This window comes from Halomonas sp. TH-94 (assembly GCF_057473365.1).
The window spans coordinates 1-14377 of the sequence record NZ_JBYCKL010000067.1 but is presented as its reverse complement, the minus strand read 5'-3'; the positions used below and the strand labels follow the sequence as shown (position 1 = coordinate 14377).

Here is a 14377-nt window from a genome sequence, read left to right as displayed (position 1 = left end):
ATCGGCAGCACCCGAAGCGAGCTAAGTTGTCTCCTTACTGCAATACCAATTCGACCCGGCGGTTTTGGGCGCGGCCGGCTTCATTGGCGTTGCTGGCGATGGGAGCGAGCGAGGCCACGCCGCGGGCGTCCAGCCGGGCGGCGTCGATGCCGTCGAGAGCGCTCAGGGCTTCGACGACGGCATTGGCGCGCCGCTGTGAGAGTTCGAGGTTGTAGTCGAGGCTGCCCTGATTGTCGGTATGCCCGACGATATGAACGGCGAGTTCCGGTGCACTGCGCAGCAGCTCGGCCATCTGGTCGAGGGCTTCGGCCGACTCTGCCTCGATGGTGGCGCTGTCGGTGGCGAAGAAGATGCCATCGACGATTACGCTGCCGTCTGTATCGAGGGCAGCCTGCAGGGCGCCGGCATCCTTGACGCTAATCTGGCCGAGCTGCAGCGGCTCGCTCTCGACCACTAACTGGCGGACCAGCGTGCGGTCATTCGATCGGTCTTCCATGATGTAGAGGAAGACGTGGGCCGTACCTTGCTCGTCGGCACGCATGGCCAGCAGCGCACGGGAATCGTCATTGAAAGCGGCGCGGTCGAAGGCCGGCGGGAAGACCACCCCTTCGTTGAGCACGTAGCGGCTGAACCCCCGCCCGCATTGGGTGGGCCCGGCACAGCTGAAGAGGATATCGAAATCTTTCTCGGCCAGGGTGGCTTCATAGTTTCTGCCGACTTCGAACGCGGTATGCTCGACTGGAAGTCGATAGCCGATGCGGGTCACGCGGCCTTCGAGCTCGATTTGGTTGTCGACTGCTCTGGCATCCGCGATCGGTCCACTGGGCAGCGTCGCGGCATCGTAGTTGGAGGTTTGGTAGGCGCTGATGGTGGCATCGCCGAAGCGGCCGAGTAGCGGATGGTCGGCGGAGCCTTCGATATCGGCCATGGCGGGCATCGAGCAGGCAAGCAGCAGTGCGGTGAGATTGGTCAGTCGCTTCAGTTCCATCTGAGGATTCCTGATTGTCGTTATTGTTGCGTACCTAGCCTAGGGTGCATTTTTATCGCCGTATCCGCTGCTCCTGTCCAGTGCCTGGTGCATCTGTGTGAGTTACAGGCCACGCCGAGCGTGGCCTGTCCGCTATCAGGCGTCGACCAGATCCTCCTCGAGATTCTTCGCCCATGCCATGACCAGCGCGTCGATGTTCTGCTCGGCCTGGGCCAGAGAGGCCTGCAGGCGCTCGTCGCCAAACTCGTCGTACTCTACCGCGATGCCGTGCACGTCATCGAGGCCCAGGTAGCCGAACACAGTGCGGATGTGCGGCTCGACATGGTTGGTGTGGGCCATGCGCTCGCCCGGTGCATAGCCGTAGTCGCCTCGGGCGCTCAACACCACCAGCCGCTTGTGCATCTCGGTCAGCATCGGCCAGTAGGGTAGCCCCTGGCGTGAGCGGTCGAAGCCGAAGGTACGCCCGACCCGGACGATATTGTCGATATAGGCCTTGAAGCCTGCTGGCACGCCGAAGTTGTACATCGGCACGCCGGCAACGATCACGTCGGCTTCCAGCAGTTCGTCGACCAGCGCATCGCTCTCGGCCAGGACGTCATGCATCCAGGGTTCGCGCGTCTCCGGCTTGGTGAAGGCGGCATGAATCCACTCTCCGCTGACCGGCTGAGGCGGGTGCTGTCCCACGTCACGATAGAGAATGCGGTCGTCAGGTCGGGCTCGTTTCCATTGTTCGACGAAGCGTGCGCTGAGGCGGCGGGAATGGGAGCCGTGGGGATCGATTCCGGAACGACCGGGGCGGGCGCTGGCATCGATGTGAAGTAGCGTGGTCATGAGTCTCTCCTGGCAAGTAGAATTCATCTTGGGTTGGTGCGTGAGAGACAGCATCGGTCCGTGGTGCATCGCTGACAAACGAGCATTTCTTGTGAAATGGATTAGCTGTATTTTTCTATGAAGAGTTTGGGCATGGCTGAGTTCTCACGAGGAGACGTCAGTGAAGCGACGCACGCTGCCACTATCGCAACTGCGCGCCTTCGAGGCGGCGGCGCGCCACCGCAGCTTCAAACGGGCCGCCGAGGAGCTGGCCGTGACGCCGGCGGCCATCAGCCATCAGGTGCGTGAGCTGGAGGCGCTGCTGGGCGTGGCGCTATTCGAGCGACGCACCCGCCAGGTGGTACCGACGGCGGCCGCGGAGCAGCTGTTCCCGGTACTGCGTCGTGGTTTCGACTCCTTTGCGGAAGCCTTGGAAGCGCTGCGTGAGCAGGGCAGCGGCGGCAGCGTCACGCTCTCCTGCACGGCGGCCTTTGCCAGCCAGTGGCTGTTGCCGCGGCTGGCCGACTTCAATGCCCGACACCCCGATATCGACTTGCGCATTCATGCCAGCGAAGCGCCGCTGGACCTGTCGCGCAGTGCGTCGCTGGCGATTCGTTACGGCATGGGGCCTTACCCGGAGCACGAGGCCGAGGTGCTGGCCAGCGACACCTTTGTCCTGGTCGCCAGCCCGCGGCTGGGGCTGGCCGTGTATGAGGACCTGAAGTGCGTTCGGCATATCGTCTTCGACTGGTACAGCCCGTCGCTGGGGTTACCCTCGTGGCAGCACTGGTGCCAGGCCGTGGGCGGCACCACTGCCGATTTGGGCGCGAGCCTTACCTTCTCCGACGAGAGCCACGCTATCCAGGCTGCCATTGGCGGGCAGGGCGTGGCGCTGCTGAGCCAGACCCTGGTAAGGGATGAACTCGAGCGCGGCGTGCTTCAGGTACCCTTCGGCCCGCGGCTGCCAGGGCTTCGCTATCAACTGGTCCGGCATGGGCGCTTCGCCGGCCACGTTGCCTTGGAGCGGGTGGCCGAGTGGCTGCGGGGAGCCTTTGCCCATCAGGGCGTTATGGGCTGAATGCTCTCCGTGGAGCCGGATCGCATTGTCGTACTTGTCGGGAAGGGCAGGACCGGTCATCTTGTGGAATGTGCCGGCATGACAGCTCGCGTGACGTCGATCCGGCCCCGCCAATGGAGAGACAACGCAGATGAATATCGAGCTCTGGCTGGCCTTCGTTGCCGCTTCCGCTGTGATGCTGGCAATTCCTGGGCCGACGATCCTCACCGTGATGAGCTACTCGCTGGCCTCGCGGCGACGTGCCAACTTGCCGCTGGTGGCCGCCGTCGCCCTGGGGGATTCCACGGCCTTGGCGATGTCGCTGCTGGGCCTCGGTGCCTTGCTGGCCACCTCGGCGTTCTGGTTCACCGCGGTCAAATGGATCGGCGGGCTCTATCTGCTCTACCTGGGTATCAAGCTGCTGCGTGCCGGGGCGAGCACCAGCGTCGAGCTCGCCTCGGCGGAACCCGTGTCGCGCTGGAAGCTCTTCGGCAATACCTACCTGGTCACGGCGCTCAATCCGAAGGGCATCGTGTTCTTCGTGGCCTTCCTGCCGCAGTTCCTCGATCCGCAGATGCCGGTGACGCCGCAGCTGTGGGTGCTGGCCGCCACCTTCGTCACGCTGGCCACGCTGAACGCTACCTGCTACGCCCTCTTTGCCGCTACTGCCCGCCGTTTGCTCTCCACGCCTCGTGCCCAGCGCGGCTTCCATCTGGTGGGTGGCTCGTTGCTTTCGGGCGCGGGGGTATGGGCGCTACTGGCCAGACGGCCGGCCTGACCTGAGGAATCTCCGGTGCTGAATGCCAACAAAGCCTAGGCTTCCAAAATCGCTCTACGTGTTGGCAGCCCGGTGTACGCCAGCGGCCAGTTCACGTACCAGGCCATGAACCGCCTCGACGGCGCCGTGGCGTGTCTCGGCACTTTCAATGCGCTCTACCAGCGCCGAGCCGACCACCACGGCATCGCTGAATCGGCCAATCGCTTGCGCCTGTGCGGCAGTGCGTATACCGAAGCCGACCGCAATCGGCAGGTGGCTATGCTCGCGCAGCCGACCCACCATGCGCTCGACATCCTGTAGCGCCGGGGCGCTACCACCCGTAATGCCGTTCACCGAGACGCAATAGAGGAAGCCCGAGGCATTGTCCAGCACCCGGGGGAGCCGCTTGGCGTCGGTGGTCGGGGTGGCGAGGCGAATGAAGGCAATGCCGTACTCCCTGGCGGGCAGGCACAGCTCGTCGTCATGCTCGGGCGGCAGGTCGACCACGATCAAGCCATCGACACCGGCACGGGCGGCATCCTCCAGGAATCGCGCCGCACCGTAGCGGTGTATGGGGTTGTAATAGCCCATCAGCACCAGCGGCGTTTGCGTATCCTGCAGGCGGAAGGCGTGCACCATCTCGAGCGTCCGGGTCATGTTCTGCCCGCCCGCGAGGGCGCGTAGCGCTGCCTTCTGGATCGTGGGTCCGTCGGCCATGGGATCGCTGAATGGCATGCCGAGCTCGATCACGTCGGCGCCAGCCGCCGGTAGCCCCTTCATTATTTCCAGTGAGGTCTCGAAGTCGGGGTCACCGGCGGTGACGTAGGTCACCAGGGCCGGCCTTTCCTCCGCCTTTAGCGCGGCAAAGCACTGGTCGAAGCGAGTGGCATCGTTCATGGGGCTCTCCTTGGCGGCGCTCATTGGAATTTCTCGCCGAGATGGTGGGCTACGCTCATCATGTCCTTGTCGCCACGCCCACTCAGGTTGACCACCATGATGTGGTCGTGGGGCAGTGTCGGTGCTCGCTTGGCGACCTCCGCCAGGGCGTGGGCCGATTCGAGCGCCGGAATTATTCCCTCCTGACGGCAGCAACTCTGGAACGCCTCGAGCGCTTCGTCGTCGGTGATCGAGACGTAGTCGATGCGCCCCTGCTCATGCAGCCAGGCATGCTCCGGGCCGATACCGGGGTAGTCGAGCCCGGCAGAGATGGAGTGGGCATCGATGATCTGGCCGTCCCCATCCTGCAGCAGGTAGGTGCGATTGCCGTGCAGTACGCCGGGCGTACCGCCGATGAGACTCGCCGCGTGCATGCCGGTCTCGACGCCCTTGCCGCCGGCCTCGACGCCGATCATCTTGACCGTCTCGTCGTCGAGAAAGGGGTGGAACAATCCCATGGCGTTCGAGCCGCCACCGATGCAGGCGATGAGGGAGTTGGGTAGACGACCTTCCTTCTCGAGAATCTGCGCGCGGGTCTCGCGCCCGATCACCGCCTGGAAGTCACGCACCATGGCGGGGTAGGGGTGCGGCCCGGCCACGGTGCCGATGATGTAGAAGGTGTCATCGACGTTGGTGACCCAGTCGCGCAGTGCCTCGTTCATCGCGTCCTTGAGCGTGCCCGTGCCCGTCGTCACCGGAATGACCTCGGCGCCGAGCAGCTTCATGCGAAACACATTGGGTTGCTGGCGTTCGATATCGGTCGAGCCCATGTAGACGACACAGGGCATGCCGAAACGTGCCGCTACGGTGGCGGTGGCGACGCCATGCATGCCGGCGCCCGTTTCGGCAATGATGCGTGTCTTGCCCATGCGTTTGGCGAGCAGGATCTGGCCGATGCAATTGTTGATCTTGTGCGCACCGGTATGGTTGAGCTCTTCGCGCTTGAGGTAGATCTTTGCCCCGCCGAAGTGCTCGGTAAGACGCTCGGCAAAGTAGAGCGGGCTGGGTCGGCCAACGTAGTCGCGCTGGAAGTAGGCGAGCTGACGCTGGAACTCGGTATCCCGCCGGGCCGCATCGTATTCGGCCTGAAGCTCGGCAATCAGCGGCATCAACGTCTCGGGCACAAAGCGACCGCCGAAGCGGCCGAACAAGCCATCGGCATCAGGCTGCATCGAGTATTCGATCATGGGCTACCTCGAAGGTCATGGGAGAACATTCAACGAAGCTAGCGCAGACAGGGGTGGCGAAAAATCGATAAGATGGGCGCTACATGTGAGCCTGGGTCACAGATCAATGCTTAATTCGATGCCGTCCCTCAGCGCTCTGCGCGCTTTCGAGGCCACCGCACGGCTGGGTAGCGTCACGGCTGCTGCCCATGAGCTCAGCGTGACTCACGGGGCGGTCAGCCGTCAGCTGCGTAGCCTGGAAGAACACTTCGGCGTAGCGCTGTTTGCAAAGGCGGGTCGAGGCCTGGAGCTCACGAGTCACGGGGAGCGGCTACAGCGCGGCGTTGGCGAGGCATTCGTCCGCTTGCGCGAGAGCTGTGCGCAGTTGAAGCGTGACGTCGAGGGGGCGCCGTTCATCCTCGCCTGTTCGGGCAGCCTCCTGGCGCGCTGGCTCATTCCCCGGCTCGATCATCTTCATGGTGAGCTGCCCGAACTCAAGCTGCATGTCGTATCGGGGGAGGGTGAGTTCACGCCTGGGCAGGATGAGATTAGCGCGACGCTGACTTTTTCCGCACCGCCGTGGCCCACTGAGGTAGAGGTGCATGAGCTTGCCGAAGAACATATCTGCGCGGTAGCGAGCCCGCAGTTGGCCACTCAATTCGATCCGGCGCAGCCGGCAACGCTGTTCAACGCCAAGCTGCTGCATACCGCCTCGCGGCCACAGGCCTGGCTGCAGTGGGCAAACGCACAGGCGCTCGACCCGGCACGCCTCGACCAGGCGCTGGCCGAGGGGCAGGGCTTCGATCATCTCTATTATCTGATGGAGGCGGCGGTGGCGGGATTGGGCGTGGCGATAGCGCCCCGGCTGTTGGTCGAGGGTGACCTGTGTAAGGGACGCCTCGTGGCACCGTGGGGATTCGTCGAGACACCCGCTCGGCTATGTCTGTGGCTTTCACCCAGTGGCAATCAGCGGAGCAGCATTCGGCTCATCGAGTGGCTCAAGCGTGAATTGAACGCCATGCTCTTGCCGCAGTAATTGCCTTCTTCCCGGGGAAGGGCATCGCGTTTCGCCCAACCCTCGATTACGTTGTAGGAAAGCGATATCCCGGAGCGCCCATGCCGCTCGATGTCTTCCACACCGCCGTCAGCCAATGGTTCGAACGCGATCTCGGTGCGCCCACCGAGGTCCAGGCGCGCGCCTGGCCGGCCATCGTCGGTGGTGGCCATGTGCTGATCGCTGCGCCCACCGGCTCGGGCAAGACGCTGGCGGCATTCCTTGCCGCCATCAATGGCCTGGTGCGTCGTGGGCTCGAGAGCGAACTGCCCGACGAGACCGTGGTGCTCTACGTTTCGCCGCTGCGCGCGCTCTCCAACGACATCCAGCGCAACCTGCAGTTGCCCATTGCCGGCATCGGCGAGGTGTTGACGGCTGCGGGGCAGCAGGCGCCTGAGCTCCGTGCCTGGGTGCGTACCGGCGATACCACGTCATCGGAACGCGAGCGCATGCGCAAGCGCCCACCGCACATTGTGGTGACCACGCCGGAATCGCTCTATGTGCTGCTCACCTCCGAGTCGGGTCGGCAGATGCTCTCGACGGTGCGCACCGTGATCGTCGATGAGATTCATGCCGTCGCCGGCACCAAGCGTGGCTCGCACCTGGCGCTGTCGCTGGAGCGTCTGGCCGGGCTCACCGCTCGCCCGCCGCAGCGCATCGGCCTGTCGGCGACACAGAAGCCGGTCGAGGCGGTGGCGGCGTTTCTCGCCAGTGGCGTCGACTGTACCGTCATCGATACCGGCCACGTGCGCGAGCGTGATCTGGCCATCGAAGTGACCGGCTCGCCGCTTAGCGCGGTGATGGCCAACGAGGTATGGGAGGAGGTCTACGACCGTTTGGCGGCGCTGGTGCGCGAGCATCGCACCACGCTGATCTTCGCCAACACGCGGCGCGTCTGCGAGCGGGTGGCGCGCCATCTGGCCGACCGCCTGGGCGAGGAGTGGGTGACTTCGCACCACGGCAGCCTGGCACGCGAGCATCGCCTGGAGGCTGAGCAGCGCCTGAAGCAGGGCGAGCTGCGTGCGCTGGTGGCTACCGCGTCACTGGAGTTGGGGATCGATATCGGCGACGTCGACCTGGCCTGCCAGCTCGGTTCGCCGCGCTCGATGTCGGCATTCCTGCAGCGAGTGGGGCGCTCCGGCCATGGCGTGGGGCGCGTACCCAAGGGGCGACTGTTCCCGCTGACACGCGACGATCTGGTGGAGTGCACTGCCCTCATGGGCGCGGTACAGGCCGGCGAACTCGACCGGCTGCACATCCCCGAAGGGCCGCTCGACGTGCTGGCGCAGCAGATCGTTGCCGAGGTTGCCGGGGCAGGGGAGGCCGAGGAGGCCGACTTGTTCGAGCGGGTGCGGGCTGCCTGGCCCTACCGGTCGCTGAGCGAGGAGAGCTTTGAGGCGGTGGTGCAGATGCTCGCCGATGGCTATACCACCCGGCGTGGGCGGCGCGGTGCCTACCTGCACCGCGACCGGGTCAACGGCCGCCTGCGGCCGCGGCGCAATGCTCGGCTCGTCGCGCTGACCAACGGCGGGGCGATTCCCGATCACTTCGATTATGACGTCATCCTGCAGCCCGAAGAGATTCGGGTCGGTACCGTCAACGAGGACTTCGCCTTCGAGAGCATGGCCGGCGATATCTTCCAGCTCGGCAACCAGGCCTACCGTATCCTGAAGCTGGCCACCGGCAAACTCTACGTCGAGGATGCCCGCGGCGCGCCGCCGAGTATCCCGTTCTGGTTCGGTGAGGCGCCGGCGCGCACCGCTGAGCTCTCGCAAGCCGTCTCGCGACTGCGCGAGGGGCTCGACCGGGAGTTGGCCCAGGGCGACGAGAGCGACGCTCAGCAGTGGCTGGAGACCGAATATGGCCTCACGCCCGCCGCAGCCGACCAGCTCGTGCGTTATCTCGCCGTGGCGCGGGTGGCGCTGGGCCGGCTTCCCACCCAGCGCCACCTGGTGCTGGAGCGCTTCTTCGACGAGGCCGGCGACATGCACCTGGTGCTGCATTCGCCGTTCGGTTCGCGGCTCAATCGCGCCTGGGGCCTGGCGCTGCGCAAGCGCTTCTGTCGCAAGTTCAACTTCGAACTGCAGGCGGCGGCACTCGAGGACTCCATCGTGCTGTCGCTGGGCCCGACCCACAGCTTTCCGCTCGACGAGGTGTGGGCCTATCTGAACAGCAAGACGGTGCGCGAGGTGCTGATCCAGGCGTTGCTCGATGCACCGATGTTCGGCCTGCGTTGGCGTTGGAACGCCTCGGTGGGGCTCGCCGTGCCACGCACCCGCAACGGCAAGCGGCGCCCGCCGCAACTGCAGCGCCAGGATTCCGAGGACCTGCTCTCGGTGGTATTTCCCGACCAGCTCGCCTGTGCCGAAAACCTCGCCGGCGCACGCGAGATCCCCGACCATCCGCTGGTCGCCCAGACCCTGCACGACTGTCTTGCCGAGGCCATGGATATCGACGGCCTGGAGTGGCTGCTGGCTCGCCTCGAAGCCGGCGAGATCGACATCAGCGGTCGCGACCTGGCGGTGCCTTCGCCACTTTCGGAAGAAGTGGTCAATGCGCGGCCCTACGCTTTCCTCGACGACGGCGCCCAGGAGGAGCGGCGCACGATGAGCGTGCGCACCGGGGATATGCTCGACGTCGCCGATGCCGCCGCCTCGGCGCGCTACGCCCCGGAAGTGGTGGCACGCGTACGCGATGAGGCCTGGCCTGCGCCACGGGATGCCGATGAGCTGCACGACGCCATGGTCATGAGCGGCTTCGTTACCGACGCCGAGGCCGACGACGGCTGGCGCTCATGGTTCGCCACGCTTGCTGCGACTCGTCGCGCTACCGTCATCACGCCGCCCGGCGGTGAACCGCTTTGGGTGGCGGCGGAGCGCTTGGGCGAGCTGCTCCTCATCCATCCCCAGGCCACATTCGAGCCGACCATCGAAGCGGCGGGCGAGGCGCCGGCAACGCCCGATGAAGCATTGCTAGAACTGATGCGCTCGCGCCTGGAAACGCTGGGGCCGGTGTCCGCGGCAACTCTGGCCGTTCCCCTCGGCGTCTCACTGGAGCGCAGCATGGCGGCGCTGGCTCGCCTGGAGGTCGAAGGTTTCGTGCTGCAAGGAAATTTTCTTGGCGGCAGCGAGGTGGCCTGGTGCGAGCGTCGCCTGCTGGCGCGCATGCACCGCTATGCCATCGACCGCCGCCGGGCCGAGATCGAACCGGTGAGCATTCAGCACTACCTGCGCTTCCTGCTCGATTGGCACGGCCTCGCCGAGCGGTCCCAGGGCCCGGAGGCGCTGGCTGGAGCGGTGGAGCGCCTGGAGGGTTTTCCCGTTGCCGCGGGAGCGTGGGAGAGCGACGTGCTGCCGGCGCGGATAGCGGATTTCTCGCCTCACATGCTCGACCAGCTGCTGGCCAGCGGGCGCTTCATCTGGCTGCGCCTGCTGCCGCCTCGAATCGCCGAGGGCGACGAACGCCAGCGCCCCGGGCCGCTGCGCAACACCCCGGTTGCGCTGGTTGACCGCCAGGCGCTGGGCGACTGGCGCCAGGCCGCGCCGGCACCGGTGGTCGAGTCGCTGCCGCTCTCCGGTGGGGCGCGCCAGGTGCTCGAGGCGCTGCAGGGCGGTGGGGCGATGTTCTTCGCCGACCTGCTCGGTCCCACGCGCATGCTGCGCACCCAGGTCGAGGAAGCGCTAGGCGAGCTGGCTTCCTGGGGGCTGGTCACATCCGACAGCTTTATCGGACTGCGTGCGCTAATCGTCCCGGCACACAAGCGTCCGCCGATAGCCGTGAGTGGACGAAGGCGGCGGCGTCATGCGCCGGGGGTGGATGCCGCCGGACGCTGGTCGTGGTTACCGGCGCCCGAGCGTGAACCGTCCAGCGAAAAGCGGCGCATCAAGACCGATATGGAAAGCCTGGAGCACATTGCCTGGGTGCTGCTCGAGCGCTATGGCGTGGTGTTTCGCCGGGTGATTGAACGCGAACCGGCGCTGCCGCCATGGCGCGAACTCTTGTATGTCTATCGCCGTCTCGAGGCGCGGGGAGAGATTCGCGGCGGACGTTTCGTGCAGCAGTTTGTCGGTGAGCAGTTTGCCTTGGTCGAGGCAGTGGGGGCCCTCAAGGCCATGCGGCGACGCGAGCTGGACGGTACGCGGGTCGTGGTGGCCGGTGCCGACCCCCTCAACCTGGTGGGCATTATCGCCCCTGGGCAGCGACTCCCGGCCGTTTCAGGCAATCGCCTGCTTTACCGCGACGGCGTGCCGGAGGCGATGCTGCAAAATGGCGAAGTCCACTTCCTGGAGACGCTGCCCGCCGAGGAGAAGTGGCAGGTGCAACAGCTGTTACGGCGGGGGCCGGGATATGAAAAACCCCCGACACTCGAGGTGCCGGGGGCTGCACTCACGATGCGCTGACGATCAGTCGCGCCGCGTGCGTTTCCGGTCAGGCTTGCGCTCATGCTCCTCGATACGCGCTTCCTTGCGGATGGGACGCCGCTGCTTGGCCATGGTGTGAGTCAAGGCCAGCAATGCCACTGCGGCCACGCCCACGGTCAGTGACTCGATGATGCCCATGTGCATGTCCTCCTATGAGTGGATAGGGCGACCCTCGGGACGCTCGATGTCCCTACGAGAGTGTGCCTACGAATTCAGAGTGGCAGCTTTCTCTCTGGCCGACAAATGCTTTGACCTACGAAGAGCGGTTAAGTTTTAACGCTTCGCTGGCACCGGGGGATTTTGGCGCTTCGTTGCGCTCGGTCGTCGAGCCGTATCGTGTCCTTGCCTGTTGCTTTTTTCATGGATTTAATGAAATATATTTTCAGGAATATACTTACGGCTAATGCGCTAAGTAGTTCCTAAGTAGTTCTACGGATGCCCTATCCGTATCTATGACTAAGTAATAACAGTAGTAGGCTTTGCGCAACCTCTCGGATTTATTTCTCCTTTTATCGGTTTATTCTCCCAAGGTCAGTTTTCTGACCAGCTCACGTCTCATGATTAAAACAAACGAGCGCGCTGCTTTTTTATATTTGCATATAGACGAGCACGCCGGGAGAAGGTATTAGAATGAGCGTCAACAGGCGTAACTTCCTCAAATACGGCGGTGCTGCTGCGGTGGGGACCGTAATGGCACCCAGCATCGTCAAGGCCCAGGAAACTTTCAACTGGCGCATGACCACCAGTTGGCCCTCGGGCTTTCCGTTCTTCCAGTCGGGGCCGGGTTCTGCCACGGATTTCGCCAAGCGGGTCGAAGATATGTCCGGTGGACGTATCAAGATCCGAGTCTACGGTGCAGGCGAACTCATTCCCGCCTTCGACGGTTTCGATGCCGTTTCGCGGGGCCAGCAAGTTCAATTGAACCATGCCTGCTCCTATTACTGGGCCGGGGAGTCGTTTGCCGCCCAGTACTTCACCACCGTGCCGTTCGGCATGACCTTCCAGGGCTTCAATGCCTGGCTGGCCCATGGCGGCGGCTACGAACTGTGGAAGGAAACCTACGAACCCTACAACCTGATCCCGCTGGCCGTGGGCTGTACCGGCGCGCAGCCGGTGGGCTGGTTCCGTGAGCCGGTGACCAGCGTGGCGGACTTCCGCGGCCTCAACATCCGTATGCCGGGGCTGGCCGGCGACGTCTACAACGCCATCGGCGCCAACGCCCGCCTGCTGCCCGGCGGAGAGATATTCTCCGCGCTCGAGCGCGGTGCCATCGATGCGGCGGAGTGGGTGGGACCCTATCTCGATCGTGCTCTGGGACTGCACAACGCGGCCAAGCACTACTACTCCTCGGGTTGGCACGAGCCCTCCACCACCACCGAGGTCATCGTCAACAAGGACGCCTACGAGTCCTTGCCCAGCGATCTCCAGGCGGTGCTTCACAATGCGGCCGCGGCCTGCAACATCACCTCCCATACCTGGATCGAGGCTCAGAACGGTGAGGCGCTGGAAGATCTGGTCAACAATCACGGCGTGACGTTCGAGACCCTGCCCGACGATGTCATTCGGGCGCTGTTCGAGGCTACCCGCGACATACTCACGACCGAGGCCAACAAGGACCCGCTGGTCAAGCGCATCAATGACAGCTTCTGGGAATTCAAGAAGAAGCATGACGGCTGGCATGCCAACAGCGAGGCCGTCTTCGCCAACACCATCAGCCGCTACGGTCAGGGCATGATCTGACGTTGGTCTGGCGCTCGGCTGAGGCGAAGTCAGCAAGGCCGAGCGCTTTCCTTCCAGACCCACCCGGGTCGCGCTTACCCCACCTTTGACGTCCGCTGGGTGCCCGCCCAGAGGGGGAGTTGAGATGCTGCGTTTCTGTACCTGGCTCGAGCGCATGCTCGAGCGCATTACTGGCATTGCCGGTTTCATCGGCTGTACGGCCATGCTCATCATGATTGCGCTGATATTCGGCAACATGCTGAGTCGCTATGCCTTCGGCCTGGGCGCGGTGTGGGCTCAGGAGCTGGAGTGGTATCTGCTGTCGGTCATGGCGATGATGGGCATCGCCTATGCCATGAAATTCGACGACCACGTGCGTGTGGACATCCTGTCGAGTCGCTTCAGCCCGGTTGGCATGCTGTGGTTGAACCTCGTCGCTGCGCTGCTCGTTGCGCTGCCGTGTGCGCTGCTGATCATTTATTACAGCTTTCCCTTCGCCGAGACCTCCCTCATTCGCGGTGAGCGTTCGCCGAACTCTTCCGGTTTGCCCTGGCGCTGGATACCCAAGTCACTGGTGGTGATCGGCTTCATCTTCGTGGCGACCGAGTCGGTTCGCCAGGCGCTCGAGAACGGCCGGCGCCTCGTTCAACACTACGCCGGGAGAGCCTGAGCATGGCACTGGAATATTACGCACTGGCCATGATCGTGGCTTTCTTCGTCCTGGTGATGACCGGCATCCCGGTCGGCTTCGTGGTGGCCTTCGTCGGCTTCGTCTTCGGCTTCATCGGCTTCGATGGATGGCTGTTTGAATTGCTGCCATCGCGGATCTACGGCGTCGTCTCCAACTACACCCTGCTCGCCATACCGCTGTTCGTCTTCATGGGCGTCATGCTGGAACGCTCGAAGATAGCCGAGCGCATGCTCGACGTGATCGGCCACCTATGTGGCGGCTTACCGGGCGGCATGGCCCTGGCGGTGATCATCGTGGGCGTGCTGCTGGGAGCGGCAACGGGGATCGTTGGTGCAGCCATCGTCACGCTGACCCTGATGGCTCTGCCTACCCTGGTGCGGCGAGGCTACAAGAAGACGGTGGCCTGCGGCACCATCTGCGCGGCCGGCACCCTGGGCCAGATCATCCCGCCCAGTCTGGTGCTGCTGGTGCTGGCCGATATCATGAATCTCTCGGTGGGTAGCCTGTTCGCCGCGGCCCTGGTGCCGGGACTGCTGCTGGCCGGGATGTACCTGGCCTATCTGCTGGTGCTGGCCTTCTTCTTTTCCGCCGACGTGCCGGCCATCGACGAGCAGGAGCGTGCCTCCGTCAGCAAGCTGGAGCTGTGCAAGGACTTCGTCAAGGTGGTGGTGCCCCCCTTGTTGCTGATTTTCGCCGTGCTCGGTTCGATCATCGGCGGCGTGGCCGCGCCGACGGAGGCGGCATCGGTGGGCGCCGTTGGGGCCCTGTTGTTGACCAT

At 64.4% G+C, this 14377-nt stretch carries 12 protein-coding genes; 7 read left to right on the top strand and 5 right to left on the bottom strand.

Annotated elements, in window-relative coordinates:
* Nucleotides 1–34 precede the first annotated feature (34 nt).
* Both AC2VNO_RS13025 and AC2VNO_RS13020 read right to left on the bottom strand, forming a co-directional pair.
* Nucleotides 35–988 carry an OmpA family protein gene (locus tag AC2VNO_RS13025; protein WP_486934513.1) on the bottom strand — a complete coding sequence of 318 codons (954 nt, stop codon included), beginning with the start codon at nt 986–988 and terminating at the stop codon, nt 35–37.
* A 135-nt stretch (nt 989–1123) separates the two neighbouring features.
* A complete protein-coding gene (locus tag AC2VNO_RS13020) occupies nt 1124–1819 on the bottom strand; it encodes an FMN-dependent NADH-azoreductase (RefSeq protein ID WP_486934512.1) in 696 nt (231 codons plus the stop codon).
* 160 nt (nt 1820–1979) lie between these two features.
* On the opposite strand from AC2VNO_RS13020, the gene AC2VNO_RS13015 reads away from it, so the two are divergent.
* Nucleotides 1980–2876 carry a LysR substrate-binding domain-containing protein gene (locus AC2VNO_RS13015; protein WP_486934511.1) on the top strand — a complete coding sequence of 299 codons (897 nt, stop codon included), beginning with the start codon at nt 1980–1982 and terminating at the stop codon, nt 2874–2876.
* Between the two features lie 130 nt (nt 2877–3006).
* A complete protein-coding gene (locus AC2VNO_RS13010) occupies nt 3007–3633 on the top strand; it encodes a LysE family translocator (protein ID WP_486934510.1) in 627 nt (208 codons plus the stop codon).
* 54 nt (nt 3634–3687) lie between these two features.
* Here AC2VNO_RS13010 and trpA read toward each other — a convergent pair whose 3' ends face one another.
* Both trpA and trpB read right to left on the bottom strand, forming a co-directional pair.
* A complete protein-coding gene (trpA, locus tag AC2VNO_RS13005; protein ID WP_486934509.1) occupies nt 3688–4509 on the bottom strand; it encodes a tryptophan synthase subunit alpha in 822 nt (273 codons plus the stop codon).
* Between the two features lie 20 nt (nt 4510–4529).
* Nucleotides 4530–5735, bottom strand: coding sequence for a tryptophan synthase subunit beta (trpB, locus tag AC2VNO_RS13000; RefSeq protein ID WP_486934508.1), 1206 nt, complete (start codon nt 5733–5735; stop codon nt 4530–4532).
* A 106-nt stretch (nt 5736–5841) separates the two neighbouring features.
* Here trpB and AC2VNO_RS12995 point away from each other — a divergent pair, with 106 nt between their 5' ends.
* Together AC2VNO_RS12995 and AC2VNO_RS12990 are read left to right on the top strand one after the other, a co-directional pair.
* Nucleotides 5842–6750: a LysR family transcriptional regulator gene (locus AC2VNO_RS12995; protein WP_486934507.1), complete on the top strand. Its 909-nt coding sequence runs from the start codon at nt 5842–5844 to the stop codon at nt 6748–6750.
* Nucleotides 6751–6830: 80 nt separating this feature from the next.
* Nucleotides 6831–11168, top strand: a complete 4338-nt coding sequence (locus AC2VNO_RS12990) for a DEAD/DEAH box helicase (RefSeq protein ID WP_486934506.1) — start codon at nt 6831–6833, stop codon at nt 11166–11168.
* A 3-nt stretch (nt 11169–11171) separates the two neighbouring features.
* Here AC2VNO_RS12990 and AC2VNO_RS12985 read toward each other — a convergent pair whose 3' ends face one another.
* Nucleotides 11172–11327, bottom strand: a complete 156-nt coding sequence (locus tag AC2VNO_RS12985) for a hypothetical protein (RefSeq protein ID WP_486934505.1) — start codon at nt 11325–11327, stop codon at nt 11172–11174.
* Nucleotides 11328–11819: 492 nt separating this feature from the next.
* On the opposite strand from AC2VNO_RS12985, the gene AC2VNO_RS12980 reads away from it, so the two are divergent.
* From AC2VNO_RS12980 to AC2VNO_RS12970, 3 genes are all read left to right on the top strand, one after another.
* The gene (locus tag AC2VNO_RS12980; RefSeq protein ID WP_486934504.1) at nt 11820–12929 is read left to right on the top strand and encodes a TRAP transporter substrate-binding protein; all 1110 of its coding nucleotides are present in this window, start codon (nt 11820–11822) and stop codon (nt 12927–12929) included.
* A 124-nt stretch (nt 12930–13053) separates the two neighbouring features.
* The gene (locus AC2VNO_RS12975) at nt 13054–13578 is read left to right on the top strand and encodes a TRAP transporter small permease subunit (protein WP_486934503.1); all 525 of its coding nucleotides are present in this window, start codon (nt 13054–13056) and stop codon (nt 13576–13578) included.
* A gap of 2 nt (nt 13579–13580) precedes the next feature.
* Nucleotides 13581–14377: TRAP transporter large permease subunit (locus AC2VNO_RS12970; protein ID WP_486934502.1), on the top strand; the 797-nt coding region annotated here is incomplete at its 3' end.

Coding starts and splice junctions, on each gene's coding strand:
- AC2VNO_RS13025 (WP_486934513.1), bottom strand. CDS start 988: ATGGAACTGAAGCGACTGACCAATCTCACCGCACTGCTGCTTGCCTGC.
- AC2VNO_RS13020 (WP_486934512.1), bottom strand. CDS start 1,819: ATGACCACGCTACTTCACATCGATGCCAGCGCCCGCCCCGGTCGTTCC.
- AC2VNO_RS13010 (WP_486934510.1), top strand. CDS start 3,007: ATGAATATCGAGCTCTGGCTGGCCTTCGTTGCCGCTTCCGCTGTGATG.
- trpA (WP_486934509.1), bottom strand. CDS start 4,509: ATGAACGATGCCACTCGCTTCGACCAGTGCTTTGCCGCGCTAAAGGCG.
- trpB (WP_486934508.1), bottom strand. CDS start 5,735: ATGATCGAATACTCGATGCAGCCTGATGCCGATGGCTTGTTCGGCCGC.
- AC2VNO_RS12995 (WP_486934507.1), top strand. CDS start 5,842: ATGCTTAATTCGATGCCGTCCCTCAGCGCTCTGCGCGCTTTCGAGGCC.
- AC2VNO_RS12990 (WP_486934506.1), top strand. CDS start 6,831: ATGCCGCTCGATGTCTTCCACACCGCCGTCAGCCAATGGTTCGAACGC.
- AC2VNO_RS12985 (WP_486934505.1), bottom strand. CDS start 11,327: ATGGGCATCATCGAGTCACTGACCGTGGGCGTGGCCGCAGTGGCATTG.
- AC2VNO_RS12980 (WP_486934504.1), top strand. CDS start 11,820: ATGAGCGTCAACAGGCGTAACTTCCTCAAATACGGCGGTGCTGCTGCG.
- AC2VNO_RS12975 (WP_486934503.1), top strand. CDS start 13,054: ATGCTGCGTTTCTGTACCTGGCTCGAGCGCATGCTCGAGCGCATTACT.